Consider the following 16,246-nt stretch of genomic DNA (forward strand, 5'->3'; position numbering starts at 1 on the left):
CGTTCCGCCGTCGGATACCGCGTCCCACCGCCGGATACCGCGTCCCGCCGCCGGATACCGCGTTCCGACGGGACGCCGCTGACAGGTGACCGGCGAGTAGGCATACTCTGCGGGGCGGCCCGCCGGGCCGTCCCCTGCCCCGTCGCACCTGTGGAGCGCCCCGTGACGACCTTCGCCTCGCTCGCCGACCTGACCGCCGCGGTCGGTGCCGAACTCGGTACCAGCCAGTGGCACACCGTCGACCAGGAGCGGGTGAACCTGTTCGCCGAGGCGACCGGCGACCACCAGTGGATCCACGTCGACCCGGAGCGCGCCAAGGACTCGCCGTTCGGCGGGACGATCGCGCACGGCTACCTGACGCTGTCGCTGCTGCCGGTGCTGGCGAAGGAGTGCTACGACGTGGCGGGCATCGCGATGGCCCTCAACTACGGCTCGGACAAGGTCCGTTTCCCGGCCCCGCTGCCGGTGGGCACGCCGGTGCGGGCGACGGCGGTGCTGCTGTCGGCCGACGAGGTGCCGGGCGGGGTGCAGGCGGTGGTCCGCTTCACCATCTCCAGCGAGGCGAGCGCCAAGCCGCACTGCGTCGCCGAGGCCATCACCCGCTTCTACCCGGCCGCCGATCCGGCCGCCTGACCTCCTCCTCCTCCGCACGGACCGTCCCGGGTTTCCGGGGCGGTCCGTTCGCGTTGGTTCGAACGGCGCGCCGCGAGCCCGTTCGACTGATCTTGGATATTTGGCAGGTAATGTCCGGGTTTGAAATGCGCTGTCCGTACCGGGAGCCCCCCGGCTGTTCGGACGGCGCCGTCCGGCCTGCCGTCGACCCGTGCGGGGCGCTCCCCGCGTCCCGCGGTCCCGGCACGCCACCGTTCGGGCGTTCGACCGTGGAGGTGCCTTGTCCCGTCCTGTCTCCTGGCTGTTCCGCGCCGGTGAGTTGGCCGCCGAGGCCGGGCTCGCGCTGCGCGACGCGAAGCGCTCGTACCGGACGCTGCCGCGGGAGAGCTGGCACCGGATGCGCACCGACGCGTTCGGCGCCGACCCGCGCGGCGGCCGCTGGAACAAGGTGCTCAACTCGCCGCATTTCGTGGACGGTTCGTTCCGCAACCCGGTGCCGACCCGCCCCCTCGCGTACGGGTACACCCCGCTGGCGCTGATGCGCACCCGGCTGGCCGCGGACGGCGACCGCCGCTCCCCCGCCGCCGCGGTGCCCGTGCACCGGCTGCTGCCGGTCGAGTTGGCCGCCCCGCCCGAGTCCGGGCTGCGGCTGACCTGGCTCGGGCACGCCACCGTGCTGGCCGAACTGGACGGCGTGCGGGTGCTGTTCGACCCGGTGTGGAGCGAGCGCGTCTCGCCGTTCGGCTGGATCGGCCCGAAGCGGCTGCACCCGGTGCCGCTGCCACTGGCCGAACTCGGGCCGGTGGACGTCGTGGTGATCTCCCACGACCACTACGACCACCTGGACATGGCCACCGTCCGCACGCTGGCCGCCGGCGACGCGGTGTTCGCGGTGCCGCTGGGCATCGGCGCGCACCTGGAGCACTGGGGCGTCGAGCCGTACCGGATCGTCGACCTCGACTGGTGGGAGTCCGTCGAACTCGACGGCCTGCGGCTGACGGCCACCCCCGCCCGCCACTACTGCTCGCGCGGACCTCGGCCCACCGGCAAGTTCCTCTGGTCGTCCTGGGTGGTCGAGGGCAGACGCCACCGGCTGTTCCACAGCGGCGACACCGGCTGGTTCCCGGGCTTCACCGACATCGGCCGCCGCTTCGGGGCGTTCGACGCCACCATGATGCAGGTCGGCGCGTACTCCGAGCACTGGCCGCAGGTCCACCTGACGCCCGAGGAGGCCGTGCAGGCCCACCGCGACCTGGGCGGGAAGGTGATGCTCCCGATGCACTGGGGCACCTTCGACCTCGCCCCGCACCCGTGGGAGGAGCCCGCCGAACGGACGGTCGCCGCCGCGAACGCGGCCGGCGTCACGCTCGCGATGCCCCGTCCCGGCAAGCCCTTCGAACCGGCCGACCCGCCGCCCGTCAAACTCTGGTGGCGCGCCGTCGCGGCCACCCCCGCCGGCGCGGACGTCCTCGTCCCCGAGGCGCTCAACCCGCCCACCACCGCCGTCCCCGACACCCCCGCCGCCCTCACCGGCGCCCCGCCCCGCCCGGACGCCCCGCCGGCCGCGGCCGGACCGGACGCCGCCGCCGGGCCCGACGTCGCCAAGCCGGGCGCCGGGCCGGGCAGCGAGCCGGGAGCCGCCCGGCCGAACGTCGCCGCCCCGGCCGAGCGGTCACCCGGCCAGGACGGCGAAGTCCCGCAGCGCTGACGGCCGTCAGTGCCGCAGTGCGCCCTCCACCAGGGCCACTGCGGCCCGCGGGTCCTCCACCTCGACGATCACCCGGGCGTAGCGCTCGTCCGCGAGTTCGATCACCACGGCCTTCGCCGGGTTCTTCACGTCCCAGAACACCAGCTCGCCGTGGCGGCGGAACCGGCCGGCGGTGATCAGCCCGGGCCACTGGGTGCCGCCCACCCTGATCCCCTTGGGCTCCGAGGCGACGCCCGGATCGGCGGTCGCGCCGCGGACGTTGGCCAGCGGTATCTCGATCCGGCTCTTGATCGCCCAGAGCTTGTCCAGGCCCTCGATCTCCACGACCAGCGTTCCGTTGTCGACAGTCAGTCGAGCCATGTCGGTGAACCCTCCCTTGTGCTTGTGTGTGTGACGGCCGGTCAGCCGGCCAGCCGGGCGGCCAGTGCGAGCACGGCCGGCGCGGACGTCTCGGGGCCGAACGCCCGGTCGCGCAGCCGCAGTCCGAGGACGCTCGCACCGAGCGCCTCGACCAGCGGGCTGCCGACGGGCTCCCGGAGCACCGTCGCGAGCGCCCGCTCCAGTGCGCCCAGCGCCTCGGCGACCAGCGCCGCGACGTCCGGATCGGTCGCCGCCTGTCCGACCGCCGCGGACAGCAGCAGCCCGCCCGACGTCCCGCCGTCGAACCCGGCCGCCGCCTGCGCGAGCGCCTCGGCCGGCCCGCTGGTGACGGTCAGCGCCGCCACGGTCGGCAGCACCTCGTCGTCCAAGTGGTGCCGCAGCGCGGCGAGATACAGCCCCCGCTTGCTGCCGAACACCTTGTACAGACTGCCCCGGTGCACCCCGAGGCCCTGCACCAGATCATCGACCGACGTCCCGTCGTACCCCCGCTCCGCGAACAGCGCAGCGGCAGCCCGAACGGCCTCGGCCTCGTCGAAGGCGCGTGGTCTTCCCATGACCACGACCCTACGGATTCGAGAACGACCAGTCAAGAACGACCGTTCCAAAACCCCGCCGCCGTGTTCCCGGACGACGCCCCGCCCGCCGCCACCGCCGGCGGCGACCGCCGCCGACAGCCGACGTGACCCGTTCCACACCCGCCCGGCACTGCAACGTGTTCTAGCATGTGCCGCGTGACCGCACCCGCCTCCCTGCCGCCGATTACCGCCCCTGCCCTGCCCTCCTTCGGCGAGCTGCTCGCCATCGAGGAGCTGGACGAGAACCTGTTCCGTGGCGTCTGTCACGCGGGTGCGCCGCTGCGGGCGTTCGGCGGGCAGGTGGCGGCGCAGGCGCTGACCTCGGCGGGCCGGACGGTGGAGGAGGCCCGGCGGGTGCACAGCCTGCACGGCTACTTCCTGCGGCCGGGAGATCCGCGCCGGCCGATCGTCTACCAGGTGGATCGGGCCCGGGACGGGAATGCGTACGCGACCCGGCGGGTGACGGCGGTCCAGCGCGGCGAGGTGATCTTCACCATGTCGGCGTCGTTCAAGCGCCCGGAGTCCTCGGGCGACCGCCAGCGCACCATGCCGCCGGTGCCGGGCCCGGAGGAGCTGCCGGACCCGTATGTCGCCTGGCAGCGCGACGCCCCGGAGGAGTACCGGCAGTCGGCGATCTTCCGCGCCCTGCGGATGCGTTTCGTCCCGGCCGACGCCCCGGGCCTGCCGCCCGAACTGCCGGGCGTCCCGCAGCAGTTCGTCTGGCTGAGGACGGACGCCCGGCTGCCGGCGGACGACCCGCTGCTACAGGTGTGCGCGCTGACCTACCTCTCCGACCTGACGTTGGCCTCGACCACCGCGCTGCACCTTCAGCCGCACCGGGTGCACCGGGTGGCCCAGTCGCGGGTGGCGCTGGCCTCGCTGGACCACGCGATGTGGTTCCACCGCCCGTTCCGCGCCGACGAGTGGCTGCTGTTCGCGCAGCGCAGCCCGTCCGCGTCGGACGGCCGGGGGCTGGCGATGGGCGAGTTCTACGACCGGGACGGGGCGCTGGTGGCGTCGGCGGTGCAGGAGACGCTGCTGCGCGAGCTGCGGCCGAAACCGCCGGCCGCGCCGAAGTCGCCCTGAGCACACCGTTCGTGACCGTCACTGACCGGTGACCTGTCGCGTCATACCGCGGCGCGGGGCTGCCCCGTATCATGGTTCGGGTGACCAAGGTTGACCTGTCACCTCGTCCGGTGGAGGCGATGTCCCCCCGTCAGCTCGAACGCCGCGGCTCCCTCCTGTCCGCCGCCCTGGCTCTGGTGACCGAGATCGGCGTGGAGCGGCTCCAGATGAAGCAGGTGTCGGAGCGTTCGGGAGTGGCCCTGGGTACCGCCTACCGGTACTTCTCCTCCAAGGATCATCTGCTGGCCGCGGCGATGGCGGACTGGCACCGGCTGCTGCTCGCCGATCTGGTGGGCGAGGTGGGGGCGGGGCGCAGTGCCTCGCCGACCGAGCGGGCGGTGCGGTTCGTGCGCCGGGGCATGCGGGCGTACCAGCGGCAGCCCGAACTGGCCCGGCTGCGGGTGGCGGTGGCGACGTCCACCGACCCGTTCGCCAGCGAGGCCCTCCAGGGGCTGGCGCGGGCGGACCGGGCGGCGCTGGGCGCGGTGCTGGCGGAGGTGCCGTCGGCGTCCGGGGAGTTGGTGCGGCACATGGTGGGGCACGCCTGGCAGGGCGAGTTGACGGCCTGGGTGACCGGCCGGTCCACCCTGGACGACGCCCGCACCCGGCTGGAGGAGATGGTCCGGCTGGTGCTGGGCCCGTACGAGCCGCCGGCGCCGATGCCCTGACGCCCGGCCGGCTCTCGGCGTGCCGCCTACCCCGAAACCGGCAGGTGTGGACATAGTGCCTCATATGTCCACACCTTCGGAGCCTTCGACCGACCGTCAGCCCGCGTCGCCGGACGCCTTCCCGTTGGACCGGGTGGTGTTCGGCGTCGGCGCGGTCGCCGTGCTGGCGGTGGTCGCCTGGGGGGTGTTCGCGGAGGACTCGTTGAGTCGGACGTCGGGCACCGCGCTGTCCTGGGTGCTGCACTCCTTCGGCTGGCTGTTCGTGGTCGCCGCGGACGTGTTCCTGGTGCTGGCGGTGGTGCTCGCGGTGAGCCGGTTCGGCCGGATTCCGCTCGGCCGGGACGGCGAGGAGCCGGAGTTCTCCACGCTGGCCTGGGTGGCGATGATGTTCAGCGCCGGCATGGGCATCGGCCTGCTGTTCTACGGCGTCGGCGAGCCCCTCCAGCTGTACGCGCAGCCGCAGCCCGGCTCGGACATCGCGCCGCAGACCCCGGCGGCGGCGCAGCGGGCGCTGGAGTTCTCGCTGTTCCACTGGACGCTGCACCCGTGGGCGATCTACGCGGTGGGCGGTCTGGCGCTGGCGTACACGACGTTCCGCAAGGGCCGGGGCAACCGGATGTCGGAGGCGTTCGTGCCGCTGCTGGGCGAGCGCCGGGCGCACGGCTGGGCGGGCCGGGTGATCGACCTGCTGGCGGTGTTCGCGACGGTGTTCGGTTCGGCGACCAGCCTGGGCCTGGGCGCGATCCAGGTGGCGGGCGGTCTCGGGTACGTGACGGACGTCCGGGCCACCCAGGGCGTGGAGCTGGTGGTGATCGCGGCGCTCGGCGGCGCGTTCGTGCTGTCCGCGATGTCGGGGGTGCACCGGGGCGTGAAGTGGCTGTCCACGGCCAGCGTGCTGCTGGCGGCGGCGCTGATGGCGTTCGTGTTCGTGGTGGGCCCGACGGTGTTCGTGCTGGACGCGCTGCCGTCCACGGTCGGCGGCTACCTCTCCGACCTGGCGGTGCTGGCCACCCAGACCGGGGCGTTCACCAACGAGGACTGGCTGGGCTCCTGGACGATCTTCTACTGGGCGTGGTGGCTGTCCTGGGCGCCGTTCGTCGGCACGTTCATCGCCCGGATCTCGCGCGGCCGGACGGTGCGCCAGTTCCTGGTCGGCGTGCTGCTGGTGCCCAGCGGGGCGACCACGGTCTGGTTCGTGGTGATGGGCGCCTCGGCGATCCGGTTGCAGTCCACCGGCGCGGCCGACCTGGTCGCGACCATTCCGCAGGGCGCGGACGCCGGGCTGTTCGAGATGCTGAAGGCGCTGCCGCTGGGCTCGCTGACCAGCGTGATCGCGGTGCTGCTGGTGATGCTGTACTTCATCACCTCGGCGGACTCCGCCTCGCTGGTGCTGGGTTCGCTCTCCTCGGGCGGCGCGCTGCACCCGCGGACCTGGCTGGTGGTGGTGTGGGGCGCGCTGATGGCGGCGGTCGCGGCGGCGCTGCTGCTGGCGGGCGGGCTGACGGCGCTGCAGAACGCCACCATCCTGGTCGCGCTGCCGTTCGTCCTGGTGATGCTGGCGCTGTGCGTGGCGCTGGTCCGCGAACTGCGCGCCGACCCGGCGGCCGGGCCGTCCCGCATGCACCCGGCGCACGGGCTGCGGGACGCGCTCGGCACGGCGGTCGGCGAGGAGTACCCCGGGCGGTCTCGCCCGCAGGAGTGAAACGGGCCCGCCGCCACGGCCCGCCCCGACGGGCCGGTCCCCGTGCGGCGACTGGGCGAGGCGGCAACTCGCCCGCCTTTACCAAGAGTTCGTCATGGTCAAGGCCGCCCCGGGGCGGTGGCAGGCTGATCCGGGTCGGTCTCCACGCCGCACGGCGGCCGGGCGGCCGTCATCCGCCCGCGCCCGCCGGGAGCCGCCCCGACGGCCCGCCTCCCCGCCGTACCCGCACGCGCCCAGCCCGAGGACGCGCCGCCGTCGGCACTCCCCCCGCGCTCCCCCGAAAGCCCGTCCGCCCGAAAGCCCGTCCGCCCGAAAGCCCGTCCGCCCGAAAGCCCGTCCGCCCGGAAGCCCGTCCGCCCATGCGTCCGCTCTGCACCGCCCTCGACCGCGCCCTGCGGCGCCGTCTGGCCGCCGCCACCCTCGCCGCCTGCCTGCTGGGCGCGGTGCTGCCGGGGGCGGCGGGGGAGATCCGGCACTGCCGGGCGGCGGGGGTGACGGTGCCGATGCTGATGCTGGTCGCGGCGATGTTCATCGGCGGGTTCGAGACCCGGGCGGCGGACGTCGGGCGGGCGCTGCTGCGGCCGGGGCTGCTGCTGACCGGCCTGGGGGTGGCGCTGGTGCTGCGGGCGGTGGTGCTGCTCGGCGCGGAGCGGGCCGCCGCCGGGTGCTGGCCGGACGCCCGGGAGGCGCGCTGGCTGGTGGTGGGGCTGGCGCTGACCGCCGCGATGCCGGTGGCCGGCGCCGCGCAGACCTGGGGCGCCCGGGTCGGCGGGGACGCGCCGCTGGGCCTCGGCCTGGTCCTCACCACGACGCTGCTCAGCCCGCTCACCACCCCGCTCGGACTCGCCCTCGCCGAGGAACCGGAGAGCGGCGGCCCGCGCCGGGTGCTGGACGCGCTCGCCCACTCCGACGCCACCTGCCGGTTCATGGCGCTGTGGGTGGCGCTGCCCTGCCTGGCGGGCCTGCTGGCCCGCCGCGTCACCCGCCGCCCGTTGCGCGGCCGGCTGCGCGCCGCGCTGCTCCCCCGGCTCCGGCTGCTGGGCCTGCTGAACGCGCTCGCCCTGACGTACCTGAACGCGGCGGGCGTGGCCCGGGAGATCGTGCTGCGGCCCGAGCCCCGGCTGGTCGCGGTGGCCGCCGGGTGCGGGGCGCTGGTCTGCGCGGGGCCGTTCCTGGCGGGCTGGTTGGCCACCCGCCGCTCCCCCGCCGCGCCGGCCGCCCGCACCACGCTCACCCTCGCCTCCGGTCTGAACAACACCAGCGCGGCGGCCGCCCTGGCCGGCTCCCAGTTCGGCGGGCACCCGGCGGTGCTGCTGCCGATCTTCTTCTACGGCGCGGCCCAGCAGGTGCTGGCCTCGTTCCTGCCACGTCTGCTGCGCACACCCACGACTGCCCGTCCGACCTGCGGCGATCCGGCGGTGGAGGTTCCGACGCCGAGATCCCTTCCGGATTTCACCCGCGTTTCGTGACCGCGTAACGCCGCACTGTCAGGCTCCCTGTCATGAACGCCAGCACTGCCTCGGCCTTCCCGCTGCCCAAGCGGCACCGCCGACTGCTCGCCTGCGCCGCCGTCGCGGCCTCCGTCGTCCTCGGTTCGTTCGGCGTCGCCGCCACCGTGGAGACCGTCGGCCATCGGACGCCCGCGGTGAGCGCCGCGCAGCGCTGACGCTGCTCCGAACGAGTGGTGGGCTCCCGGGCCGCATCCGATACTGAGGGTGACCGGCCCGAAGGGAGCCCCGCCATGGAGACCGGCACCGTCCGCTGGTTCGACACCCGCCACGCCTACGGCTACATCGCCCCGGACGACGGCGGCCCCGACGTCGCCGTCTACTACGACTCCGTCCTGGCCGCCGAGGACGACCGTTTCCTCCACCAGGGCCAGCGCGTCCAGTACGACAGCACCGTCCAGGAGTTCCGGCCGGTCGCCGAACACGTCCGCCCGCTGACGCTCTGACCGCGGGTCACCGCCGGGCGTCCGCGCTCACACCGCCTGGCGGTCCCTGCCCCGGGGGCGGGAGTGGCGGCCGGAGCCCGGGGCGGGCTGGAGTTCGGCGCGGGGGGCGTAGCGGGCGGCGGGGGCGCGCAGCAGCCAGTTGCGGCCGGCCGGGGCGGCGAGCCCCATGCGGTGGAGCAGGTCGAGCGCGTCGCGGCGGAACGCGGCGAGGTCGGCGAGGTAGCCCGCGTCCCATCCGGCGCTCATGCCGTAGTCGTCGGTGATGTCGCCGAGGGTGCCGTCGATGAGGGCGTCGGGGATCAGCACGGCGGGCGGGGCGCTCTCGGTGTCGACGGGGCGGAGGTCCTCGGCCAGGCGTTCGGCGAGGAGCAGCGCGGCCTGGGCGAGGGTGCCGGTGCCGGGGAGGGCGAGGTCGGTGAGTTCGTCGGCGGGGTCGAGCAGGGCGATGCCTTCGGCGCGGATCTCGGCGGTGAGGCCGAGCACGTCGGCGAATCGTTCCGTCTCTGCGGGGGCGGCGTCGCGCAGGTGGTCGCGCTCGGCGGGCGCGAGGTCGTCGAGGAGCACCACGGGGGTTTCGGCGAGCAGTCGGCGGACGGTCGATGCGGGTCCGGCGGGCGGCAGTTCGGGTGCGGTGAGCAGGTCGGCGGCGAGTTCGGGGGTCGGCTGCCACCGGTCGAGCACGGCCCGTACGGCGTCGGGCACGGCGTCCGGCCGTGCGCCGCGGCCGATCTCGCCGAGCGCGCGGACGAGGGCGGCGTATCCGGCGGGGTCGAGGCCGGGCAGGCCGCGGCCGGGGAGGGCGGCCTTGTGCAGGCGGGCGTGGGCGGGGCCGAGGGTGAGCCGGTAGCCGAGCAGGGTGTGGAAGCGTTCGGCGAGGGTGACGGCGTGACGGCGGATCAGCGGGAGGGACGCGCCGTGCGGGCCGTCGGCGGTGACCAGCGGGTGGGTGAGCAGCAGCCGGGCGGCGATGCGCAGTTCGGTGGTGGGGCGTTCGGGTTTGCGGTGCCGGCCGCCGCCGGTGGGGCGGGGGGCGGGCAGTGCGGGGCCTTCGCGCCGTATCCGGCGGTAGCCGAGGGGCCGGAACAGCGGGGAGGTGGTGTGGTGGACGCTCGGTCCGTGCCACCAGCTGGTGCCGGGTGCGGGTTCGGCCTGCTGGGGTGCGCCGCCGAGGTGTCGGGCGCCGTACGCGCCGAACACGGCGGAGGCCAGCAGGTCCGCCCCGGCCGGCTCGGCGGCGGCGAACCTCCCGGCCAACTCCCGCGCGGAATCGGCGAGTTCGCTTCCGGTACCGGCGTCCGCCGGGTACGGCCGGGCGGCGGCCGCGAGGCGTGTCGCCCCGCCCGTGCGTCCGATCCCCGTGCCGCCGGTGGCCGTTCGGGCGCCGGCGGCTGCTTCCTGCCGCTCCATGTCGTCCCCAAGCCTAGACGCCGAACCGGACTGTACGCGCCGGTAACTACCTCTTCCGCACGCCGCCCGGGTCCCTTATGGTTCCGGGCATGCCTCACCTGCCCGATGTCGTGTTGTGGTCGATACCGGCCTTTGTGCTGCTCACCGTCCTGGAGATCGCCTCCTACCGGTTCCACCCCGACGACGACGAGCAGGGCTACGCCGCGAAGGACACCGCGGCCAGCCTGTCGATGGGTCTGGGCTCGCTGCTGTTCGACGCCGGGTGGAAGATCCCGATCGTGGCGATCTACTCGTTCCTGTACGAGTTGACGCCGCTTCGGGCGCCGGTGCTGTGGTGGACGGTGCCGCTGATGCTGCTCGCCTACGACTTCGTCTACTACTGGTCGCACCGCGGCCACCACGTGATCCGCGTGCTGTGGGCCTGCCACGTGGTGCACCACTCCAGCCGCCACTACAACCTGTCGACGGCGCTGCGCCAGCCCTGGACGTCCGTCACCGGCTGGGTGTTCTACGTGCCGATGATCCTGGCGGGCGTGCACCCGGCGGCGGTGGCGTTCTGCAGTTCGGTGAACCTGGTGTACCAGTTCTGGATCCACACCGAGCGGATCGGGAAGCTGCCCCGGCCGGTCGAGTACCTGTTCAACACGCCGTCGCACCACCGGGTGCACCACGCCTCGCAGGGCGGCTACCTGGACCGCAACTTCGGCGGCATCCTGATCGTCTTCGACCGCTGGTTCGGCTCCTTCGCGGCCGAGGCCGCGCAGCCGGTGTACGGACTGACCAAGAACATATCGACCTACAATCCGTTGAAGGTCGCCACCCACGAGTACGCGGCGATCGCTCGGGACGTCGCACGTGCCACCAGCTGGGGAGACCGGCTGCGCCACCTGGCGAAGGGCCCGGGCTGGCAGCCCGCGCCGCGTACCGAGACCCCTGCCGCCTCACCGGAGAGTGCCCCCGCATGAGCCCCGCCCATGACCCGCGCACCGCGCGGGCCCTGCTGATCGCCTTCGCCGTCGTCTCGGCCGCACACCTGCTGGCGATCGCCGCCGACGTGCCGATCCTGCGGTACTCCACCAAGCCGCTGCTGATGCCGCTGCTGGCCGCCTGGGTGTGGGCGTCGGCGCGGCCCTCGACGCCGAGGCTGCTGATCCCGGCGCTGCTGTTCGGCGCGGGCGGCGACATCCTGCTTCAGGTCGGCGGCACCGGCGGGTTCCTGGCCGGCATGGGCTCGTTCGCGGTCGGCCACGCCTGTTACGTGACGATGTTCGTGAAGCTCGGCGCGCTCGCCGACCGCCGCCGCACCGCGCTCCTCGCGGTCGGCTACGCGGTGGTCTGGGCGACGCTGATCACCCTGCTGCTGCCGGACCTGGACGCCGGCATGCGGATCCCGATGGCCTGCTACAGCCTGCTGCTGGCCGCCACCGCGCTGACCTCGTCCCGGATCGACTGGCGGGCGGGCGTGGGCGGTGCGCTGTTCCTGCTGTCCGACACGCTGATCGCCACCGACATCGCGCACTGGAAGCACCTGCCGATGCACAGCTTCCTGATCATGCTGACGTACATCGTCGGCCAGTACCTGCTGACCATCGGCACCCTGCGGCGCACCGACTCCCCCGCCCCGCAGCCCGCCGTGGCGCCGGCGGTCTGACGCACGCGGAAGAGGGCGGCCCCACCGTGACGGTGGGTGCCGCCCTCCGTGGTCTCCGGGGGACGCGGAGCCTGCCGGGTACGGTGGGCGCGTACCGGCGGGCCGCTCAGAGCGACCGGCCGGTGGCCGACCCGCGGCGGCGCAGCAGCCAGAACCCGGCCACTCCCGCCGTCACCAGCGCGGCCCCGGCGGCCAGCCGCCCGGTGTCCATGCCGACCGATCCGCCGACCCCGGTCTCCACCCCGCCGTGCGGGAGCCTGCTGCCCTCCCACTCGCGGCCGGTGCCGCCGGTGCCTCCGGTTCCGGACGTGCTGCCGCTGCCGGCCGCGGCGCCGCCGACGGCGACCGCGCCGACGAACGTGTCGCCGTTCGGGCACTTGCCGTCGATGCCCCAGGACGACTCGCCGGCGCTGCCGCGCTTGGCGGCGGCGTCGACCATCTCCTTCGCGGAGATCACGGTCGCGGTGCCGGAGTACTTGCCGTCGGGGCCGACGCTGAGCGTGGTCGAGCCGCCGGCGAAGACCGGCGAGGTCGCGGTCAGGGACTTCGTCGAACTGCCGGCGCAGTTCACGCTGACCGCGACGGACTGGCCGGGCTGCGCCTGCGCCGGGCTGACCCAGGCGGGCTGGCTGCCCTTGGCGGACGCGGGGCCGGCCAGGGCGAGCAGTGCGGTGGTGCCGAGCAGTGCGGTGGTGCCGAGCAGAGCGGCGGCGGTGCGCGTTCGGCGCATGCCGTACCTCCAGGGGGGTCGGGCGGGGGCGGCGGCGCGTGTCCGCACCGCTACTCCTGGTCACCGACCACGCTAGGCAGCGCCGCCGGGCCCGGCGACACCTCAAGGGCCGTTCGGGCGGAGGATGCTCCGAACCCGAACGGCCCCTTCGGCGGGCGGTCACTCGTTGCGGGCGGTCTCCGGTCCGGTGATCCGCCGCAGCAGCGGCAGGGTCGCCCCGATGATCGCCAGCGCGGCGGTCAGGCCGGCGCCCACCGTCACGTAGTAGCCGACGCCCAGCGCGTGCAGCGAGTACTGCAGCTGCGAGCGCAGGAACAGGTCGGCGGCGAGCAGCCCGACGGCGACCGCGACCGCCGCCATCGCCAGCAGCGGCACCACCGACTCCATCGCCACCACCCGGCGCAGCGTGCCCAGCGACACGCCGGTCAGGCGCAGCAGGCTGAACGGCCGCTTGCGTTCGCTCAGTGATCCGGCCAGGCTCACCGCCAGGCTGCAGCCCGCGATCGGGAAGGTCGCGAGGATCACCGCGTCGGCCAGCTGCTGGTAGGCGTGCGTCTCGGCGCCGGCCATCTTGAAGGCCTCGGAGAGCGTCAGGGCCTGCCGGGGCGCCGAGTAGGCGGTGTCCACCATGGTGCGGGCCTGTTCGACGGCGGCGGCCGAGCCGTCGGTGTCGACGACCACGTTCAGCACTCCGAGCCCGGCCAGCTGCTCGACCGTGTACGGCGCGGTCGGCCACTGGGTGGCGGTCTCGTCGACCCAGCCGTACCAGGGGGACGGCACGTAGGCGGTCTGCGCGCCGGGCGCGCAGTGGCCGTACAGCACGACGGCGTTCAGCGGGCGGCAGTCCACCACCTGCCGGGCGGTGTTGTCGCCGTCGGCGGAGTGCACGGGCACGGCCTCGTCGACCGGGTGGGACAGCAGGACGGTCCGAACGCCCGGCACGTTCTGCAGCCGCTCGATCAGCTCGGGCGGGGCGGGGCGGCCCTGACTGTTGGGCCGGTGGTCCGGGTCGTAGCCGTTGCTGAGGTCGTTGACCATCAGGTGGTTGAACTGCGGGCCGCCGTGCGGGTGGTCGCGTTCCTGGCTGATGGTGGTGATGACGCCCAGCGTCGCGGTCATCACCAGCAGCGCCAGCACCAGTCCGCTGACGGCGCGGAACCCGGCGGTCGGATTGTCGGCCAGCCGGCGCACCGCGATCAGGGTGGCCGGGCGCTGGGTGCGCCGGGCGATCAGGTTCGCGCCGACCATGGTCAGCCACGGGCCGGACAGCACCAGGCCCAGGGCGATCAGCAGGAACGAGGAGAGGTAGCCCTTGACCTGCCCGGGCACCGACCCCGGGTGCCAGATCAGGAAGGCGACCAGCTCCACCAGGCCCGCCACCAGCGGCGCCACCCGCCACGCCCGCGGCGGCTTCGGCGTCACCCGGCGGCTCACCCCGAGCGGCGAGATCTGCACCCGGCGCAGCGCGATCCGGGCGGCGACGGCGGCGGCCAGCGGGACGCCCAGCGCCACCCCGAGGATCTGCAGGGGCGTCAGGGAGAGGTCGGCGAGGAAGAACGGGCTGCCGGTCAGCCGGGCCTTCGCGACGGTGCCGCGCAGCGCCAGGAACGGCAGGACGCCGAGCGCCACCCCGGCCGCGGCGGCGACCGTCGCCTCCACGGCGGAGACGATCGACACCTGCCGGGGCGTCGCGCCGACCAGCCGCATCGCGGCGAAGCGCTGCTCGCGGCGGGCGGCGTTCAGGCGGGTCGCGGTGCCGATCAGGATCAGCACCGGGAAGACCAGGGCGCCCGTCACCACCGTCAGGATCAGGTCCACGCCGTTGGACTTGATGCCCACCACGCACTCGCCGCACCGGTCGGGCGACTCGGTGGCGATCCGGTCGACCAGCGCGGCGCCGCGTATCCCCTGCATCTCCTGCGGGGTCCGGCCGACCAGCGCGATCAGGCTGTCGGGCGCGGGCAGCGCCTCCGGCCCGATGATGCCGATCCGGTGCCCCGGGAAGCGGTCCCCGAGCTGCGCGGGCGGCATCTCGTCCACCAGCCGCGCCAGCGCGGGCGACAGGTAGTACTCCCCCGCCGCGGGCATCCGCGCCACTCCGGGCGGGACGGCGGCCCGCGGCCCGGTCGTCGCCACGTCGACCCGCCCGAGCTCCCGCCCGAGCACGGTGTCCCGCCTGGTCGACCACCACATCGGATCGACCGCGCCCGCCGCACCCGGCTGCCCGGCGGCGGCGTTTCCGGCCCCCGCGGCCTCCCGATCCGCGGGGAGCCGGTTGACGAACGACGTGTTGAGCCACGCGTTGCGCCCGTTCTGGGCGTGTACGCCGTTGATCGCGGCGAGCGTGGTGAACAGCAGCCCGACGCCGATGGCGACGGCTCCGGCGGTGATGGCCAGCCGGACGATCGCTTCGCGGCCGCCGCTGACGGCCAGTCGCAGTCCGAGCCGGATCATGAGGTCAGCCGTCCGCTCATCGAGGTGGCGCGGCCGTCGCGGACGATCGCCTCGCGGTCGGCGTAGGCGGCGATCCGGGCCTCGTGGGTGACCAGCACGACGGTGGTGCCCTGGTCGCGGGCGCAGCCGACCATCAGGTCCATGACCTGTTCGCCGGTCAGGGAGTCGAGCGCGCCGGTGGGTTCGTCGGCGAACAGGACGCGCGGTTCGGCGACCAGTCCGCGGGCGAGGGCGACGCGTTGGGCCTGGCCGCCGGAGAGTTCGCCGGAGCGGCGGGTCTCCAGGCCGTCCAGGCCGAGCTTCGGGAACCAGCCGCGGGCGCGCTGGAGTGCCGCGGCCCGGCGTTGTCCGCTCAGCAGCAGCGGCAGGGCGACGTTCTCCTCGGCCGTCAGTTCCGGTACCAGCTGGCCGAATTGGAAGACGAAGCCGAAGCTGTCGCGGCGCAGTGCGCTGCGTTCCTGTTCGCCGAGGTTGTCGATCCGGCGGCCGTCGAAGAGGATCTCGCCGCTGTCGGGGGTGAGGATGCCGGCCAGGCAGTGCAGCAGGGTGGACTTGCCGGAGCCGCTGGGGCCCATGATGGCGAGGATCTCGCCTGCCTCGACGGCGAGTTCGGCGCCGCGCAGGGCGGGGGTCTCGCCGAAGGCGAGGGTGACGTCCCGGGCGTGGATCAGGGGTTCGGTCATCGCTTGGCCACCTCCGCGGCGAGGGCGTCGAGTCGGGCGGCGGTCAGGTCGATCCAGCGCAGGTCGGACTCCAGGTGGAACAGTCCGTGGTCGGCGAGGAGGGCGTCGACCAGGCTGCCGGAGCGCTTGATCTCGGTGAGTTCGCGCATCCGCCGCAGGTGGGCGGAGCGCTGGGTGTCGAGGTAGGTCTCGGCGTCGCGGCCGAGCATCAGGGCGAGCACGACCTTGCTGAACAGCACGGTCTGCAGGTGGGGTTCGGCGGCGACGGGTTCGCGGAGCCAGTCCTCGAACTCGGTGGCGCCGGTCTCGGTGATGACGTAGCGCTTGCGGTCGGGCCCGTCGCCGGCCTCGGGTTCTCCGACGACGACCTTGCCGTCCCGGGCGAGCCGCCCGAGGGTCGCGTACACCTGGCCGAAGGGCAGCGGTTTGCCGCGTCCGAAGAAGGCGTCGTAGTCCCGCTTGAGGTCGTAGCCGTGGCTGGGCTCGCGTTCGAGGAGCCCGAGCAGGGTGAGTGGAACGCTCATGATCGAGAGAGTACGCCGGAGGTGTACTTCACGTCTATACACTCGGAGAATACTGACGCAGAGATCTTCACC

Annotated in this window: 17 protein-coding genes; 10 read left to right on the forward strand and 7 right to left on the reverse strand. The window is 74.2% G+C overall.

What is annotated here, in order from left to right; all coding sequences use genetic code 11:
* The first annotated feature begins 162 nt into the window (after positions 1-162).
* Together ACFV4P_RS07525 and ACFV4P_RS07530 are read left to right on the forward strand one after the other, a co-directional pair.
* Positions 163-633 (forward strand): MaoC family dehydratase, encoded by a 471-nt coding sequence (locus tag ACFV4P_RS07525; RefSeq protein ID WP_380468325.1) that lies wholly within the window; start codon positions 163-165, stop codon positions 631-633.
* Positions 634-892: 259 nt separating this feature from the next.
* Positions 893-2,320 (forward strand): MBL fold metallo-hydrolase, encoded by a 1,428-nt coding sequence (locus ACFV4P_RS07530; protein WP_380468327.1) that lies wholly within the window; start codon positions 893-895, stop codon positions 2,318-2,320.
* Positions 2,321-2,326: 6 nt separating this feature from the next.
* Here ACFV4P_RS07530 and ACFV4P_RS07535 read toward each other — a convergent pair whose 3' ends face one another.
* Together ACFV4P_RS07535 and ACFV4P_RS07540 are read right to left on the reverse strand one after the other, a co-directional pair.
* The gene (locus ACFV4P_RS07535) at positions 2,327-2,680 is read right to left on the reverse strand and encodes a hypothetical protein (RefSeq protein ID WP_073808846.1); all 354 of its coding nucleotides are present in this window, start codon (positions 2,678-2,680) and stop codon (positions 2,327-2,329) included.
* Between the two features lie 41 nt (positions 2,681-2,721).
* A complete protein-coding gene (locus ACFV4P_RS07540; RefSeq protein WP_380468329.1) occupies positions 2,722-3,255 on the reverse strand; it encodes a TetR/AcrR family transcriptional regulator in 534 nt (177 codons plus the stop codon).
* A gap of 168 nt (positions 3,256-3,423) precedes the next feature.
* Between ACFV4P_RS07540 and ACFV4P_RS07545 the strand changes: the two genes are divergently transcribed.
* From ACFV4P_RS07545 to ACFV4P_RS07570, 6 genes are all read left to right on the forward strand, one after another.
* A complete protein-coding gene (locus tag ACFV4P_RS07545; RefSeq protein WP_380468331.1) occupies positions 3,424-4,362 on the forward strand; it encodes an acyl-CoA thioesterase in 939 nt (312 codons plus the stop codon).
* Between the two features lie 80 nt (positions 4,363-4,442).
* Positions 4,443-5,069 (forward strand): TetR/AcrR family transcriptional regulator, encoded by a 627-nt coding sequence (locus tag ACFV4P_RS07550; protein WP_380468333.1) that lies wholly within the window; start codon positions 4,443-4,445, stop codon positions 5,067-5,069.
* Positions 5,070-5,133: 64 nt separating this feature from the next.
* A complete protein-coding gene (locus ACFV4P_RS07555) occupies positions 5,134-6,771 on the forward strand; it encodes a BCCT family transporter (RefSeq protein WP_380468335.1) in 1,638 nt (545 codons plus the stop codon).
* 359 nt (positions 6,772-7,130) lie between these two features.
* Positions 7,131-8,240, forward strand: a complete 1,110-nt coding sequence (locus ACFV4P_RS07560; RefSeq protein ID WP_380468337.1) for a hypothetical protein — start codon at positions 7,131-7,133, stop codon at positions 8,238-8,240.
* A 32-nt stretch (positions 8,241-8,272) separates the two neighbouring features.
* Entirely contained in the window at positions 8,273-8,437 is a 165-nt protein-coding gene (locus ACFV4P_RS07565) for a hypothetical protein (protein WP_380468339.1), read from the forward strand.
* Between the two features lie 75 nt (positions 8,438-8,512).
* Complete coding sequence (locus ACFV4P_RS07570) at positions 8,513-8,725, forward strand: cold-shock protein (RefSeq protein ID WP_380468341.1); 213 nt, start codon at positions 8,513-8,515, stop codon at positions 8,723-8,725.
* Positions 8,726-8,752: 27 nt separating this feature from the next.
* Here the strand turns inward: ACFV4P_RS07570 and ACFV4P_RS07575 are convergent, their stop codons facing one another.
* Positions 8,753-10,132 (reverse strand): DUF2398 family protein, encoded by a 1,380-nt coding sequence (locus tag ACFV4P_RS07575; protein ID WP_380468343.1) that lies wholly within the window; start codon positions 10,130-10,132, stop codon positions 8,753-8,755.
* Positions 10,133-10,221: 89 nt separating this feature from the next.
* Here ACFV4P_RS07575 and ACFV4P_RS07580 point away from each other — a divergent pair, with 89 nt between their 5' ends.
* Entirely contained in the window at positions 10,222-11,097 is an 876-nt protein-coding gene (locus tag ACFV4P_RS07580) for a sterol desaturase family protein (RefSeq protein WP_380468345.1), read from the forward strand.
* Positions 11,094-11,783: a lysoplasmalogenase gene (locus tag ACFV4P_RS07585; protein ID WP_380468347.1), complete on the forward strand. Its 690-nt coding sequence runs from the start codon at positions 11,094-11,096 to the stop codon at positions 11,781-11,783. The genes ACFV4P_RS07580 and ACFV4P_RS07585 overlap by 4 nt, the downstream gene beginning before the upstream one ends.
* A gap of 106 nt (positions 11,784-11,889) precedes the next feature.
* Here the strand turns inward: ACFV4P_RS07585 and ACFV4P_RS07590 are convergent, their stop codons facing one another.
* The 4 genes from ACFV4P_RS07590 to ACFV4P_RS07605 all read right to left on the reverse strand — a co-directional run bounded on the left by ACFV4P_RS07590 (position 11,890) and on the right by ACFV4P_RS07605 (position 16,174).
* Entirely contained in the window at positions 11,890-12,513 is a 624-nt protein-coding gene (locus ACFV4P_RS07590; protein WP_380468349.1) for a hypothetical protein, read from the reverse strand.
* A gap of 159 nt (positions 12,514-12,672) precedes the next feature.
* Positions 12,673-14,967, reverse strand: coding sequence for an FtsX-like permease family protein (locus ACFV4P_RS07595; RefSeq protein ID WP_380468351.1), 2,295 nt, complete (start codon positions 14,965-14,967; stop codon positions 12,673-12,675).
* On the reverse strand, positions 14,964-15,650 hold the full coding sequence (locus ACFV4P_RS07600; protein ID WP_380468353.1) for an ABC transporter ATP-binding protein: 687 nt from the start codon (positions 15,648-15,650) through the stop codon (positions 14,964-14,966). Before ACFV4P_RS07600 ends, ACFV4P_RS07595 begins: the two co-directional genes overlap by 4 nt.
* Positions 15,647-16,174, reverse strand: coding sequence for a PadR family transcriptional regulator (locus ACFV4P_RS07605; protein ID WP_073808866.1), 528 nt, complete (start codon positions 16,172-16,174; stop codon positions 15,647-15,649). Before ACFV4P_RS07605 ends, ACFV4P_RS07600 begins: the two co-directional genes overlap by 4 nt.
* Positions 16,175-16,246 lie beyond the last annotated feature (72 nt).

The organism is Kitasatospora sp. NPDC059795 (assembly GCF_042732175.1).
Classification (GTDB): domain Bacteria; phylum Actinomycetota; class Actinomycetes; order Streptomycetales; family Streptomycetaceae; genus Kitasatospora.

Excerpts from the sequence above, each read along its gene's own strand:
- ACFV4P_RS07535 (WP_073808846.1), bottom strand. The coding sequence starts at position 2,680 with ATGGCTCGACTGACTGTCGACAACGGAACGCTGGTCGTGGAGATCGAG.
- ACFV4P_RS07540 (WP_380468329.1), bottom strand. The coding sequence starts at position 3,255 with ATGGGAAGACCACGCGCCTTCGACGAGGCCGAGGCCGTTCGGGCTGCC.
- ACFV4P_RS07545 (WP_380468331.1), top strand. The coding sequence starts at position 3,424 with ATGTGCCGCGTGACCGCACCCGCCTCCCTGCCGCCGATTACCGCCCCT.
- ACFV4P_RS07555 (WP_380468335.1), top strand. The coding sequence starts at position 5,134 with ATGTCCACACCTTCGGAGCCTTCGACCGACCGTCAGCCCGCGTCGCCG.
- ACFV4P_RS07560 (WP_380468337.1), top strand. The coding sequence starts at position 7,131 with ATGCGTCCGCTCTGCACCGCCCTCGACCGCGCCCTGCGGCGCCGTCTG.
- ACFV4P_RS07565 (WP_380468339.1), top strand. The coding sequence starts at position 8,273 with ATGAACGCCAGCACTGCCTCGGCCTTCCCGCTGCCCAAGCGGCACCGC.
- ACFV4P_RS07570 (WP_380468341.1), top strand. The coding sequence starts at position 8,513 with ATGGAGACCGGCACCGTCCGCTGGTTCGACACCCGCCACGCCTACGGC.
- ACFV4P_RS07575 (WP_380468343.1), bottom strand. The coding sequence starts at position 10,132 with ATGGAGCGGCAGGAAGCAGCCGCCGGCGCCCGAACGGCCACCGGCGGC.
- ACFV4P_RS07580 (WP_380468345.1), top strand. The coding sequence starts at position 10,222 with ATGCCTCACCTGCCCGATGTCGTGTTGTGGTCGATACCGGCCTTTGTG.
- ACFV4P_RS07585 (WP_380468347.1), top strand. The coding sequence starts at position 11,094 with ATGAGCCCCGCCCATGACCCGCGCACCGCGCGGGCCCTGCTGATCGCC.
- ACFV4P_RS07590 (WP_380468349.1), bottom strand. The coding sequence starts at position 12,513 with ATGCGCCGAACGCGCACCGCCGCCGCTCTGCTCGGCACCACCGCACTG.
- ACFV4P_RS07595 (WP_380468351.1), bottom strand. The coding sequence starts at position 14,967 with ATGATCCGGCTCGGACTGCGACTGGCCGTCAGCGGCGGCCGCGAAGCG.
- ACFV4P_RS07600 (WP_380468353.1), bottom strand. The coding sequence starts at position 15,650 with ATGACCGAACCCCTGATCCACGCCCGGGACGTCACCCTCGCCTTCGGC.
- ACFV4P_RS07605 (WP_073808866.1), bottom strand. The coding sequence starts at position 16,174 with ATGAGCGTTCCACTCACCCTGCTCGGGCTCCTCGAACGCGAGCCCAGC.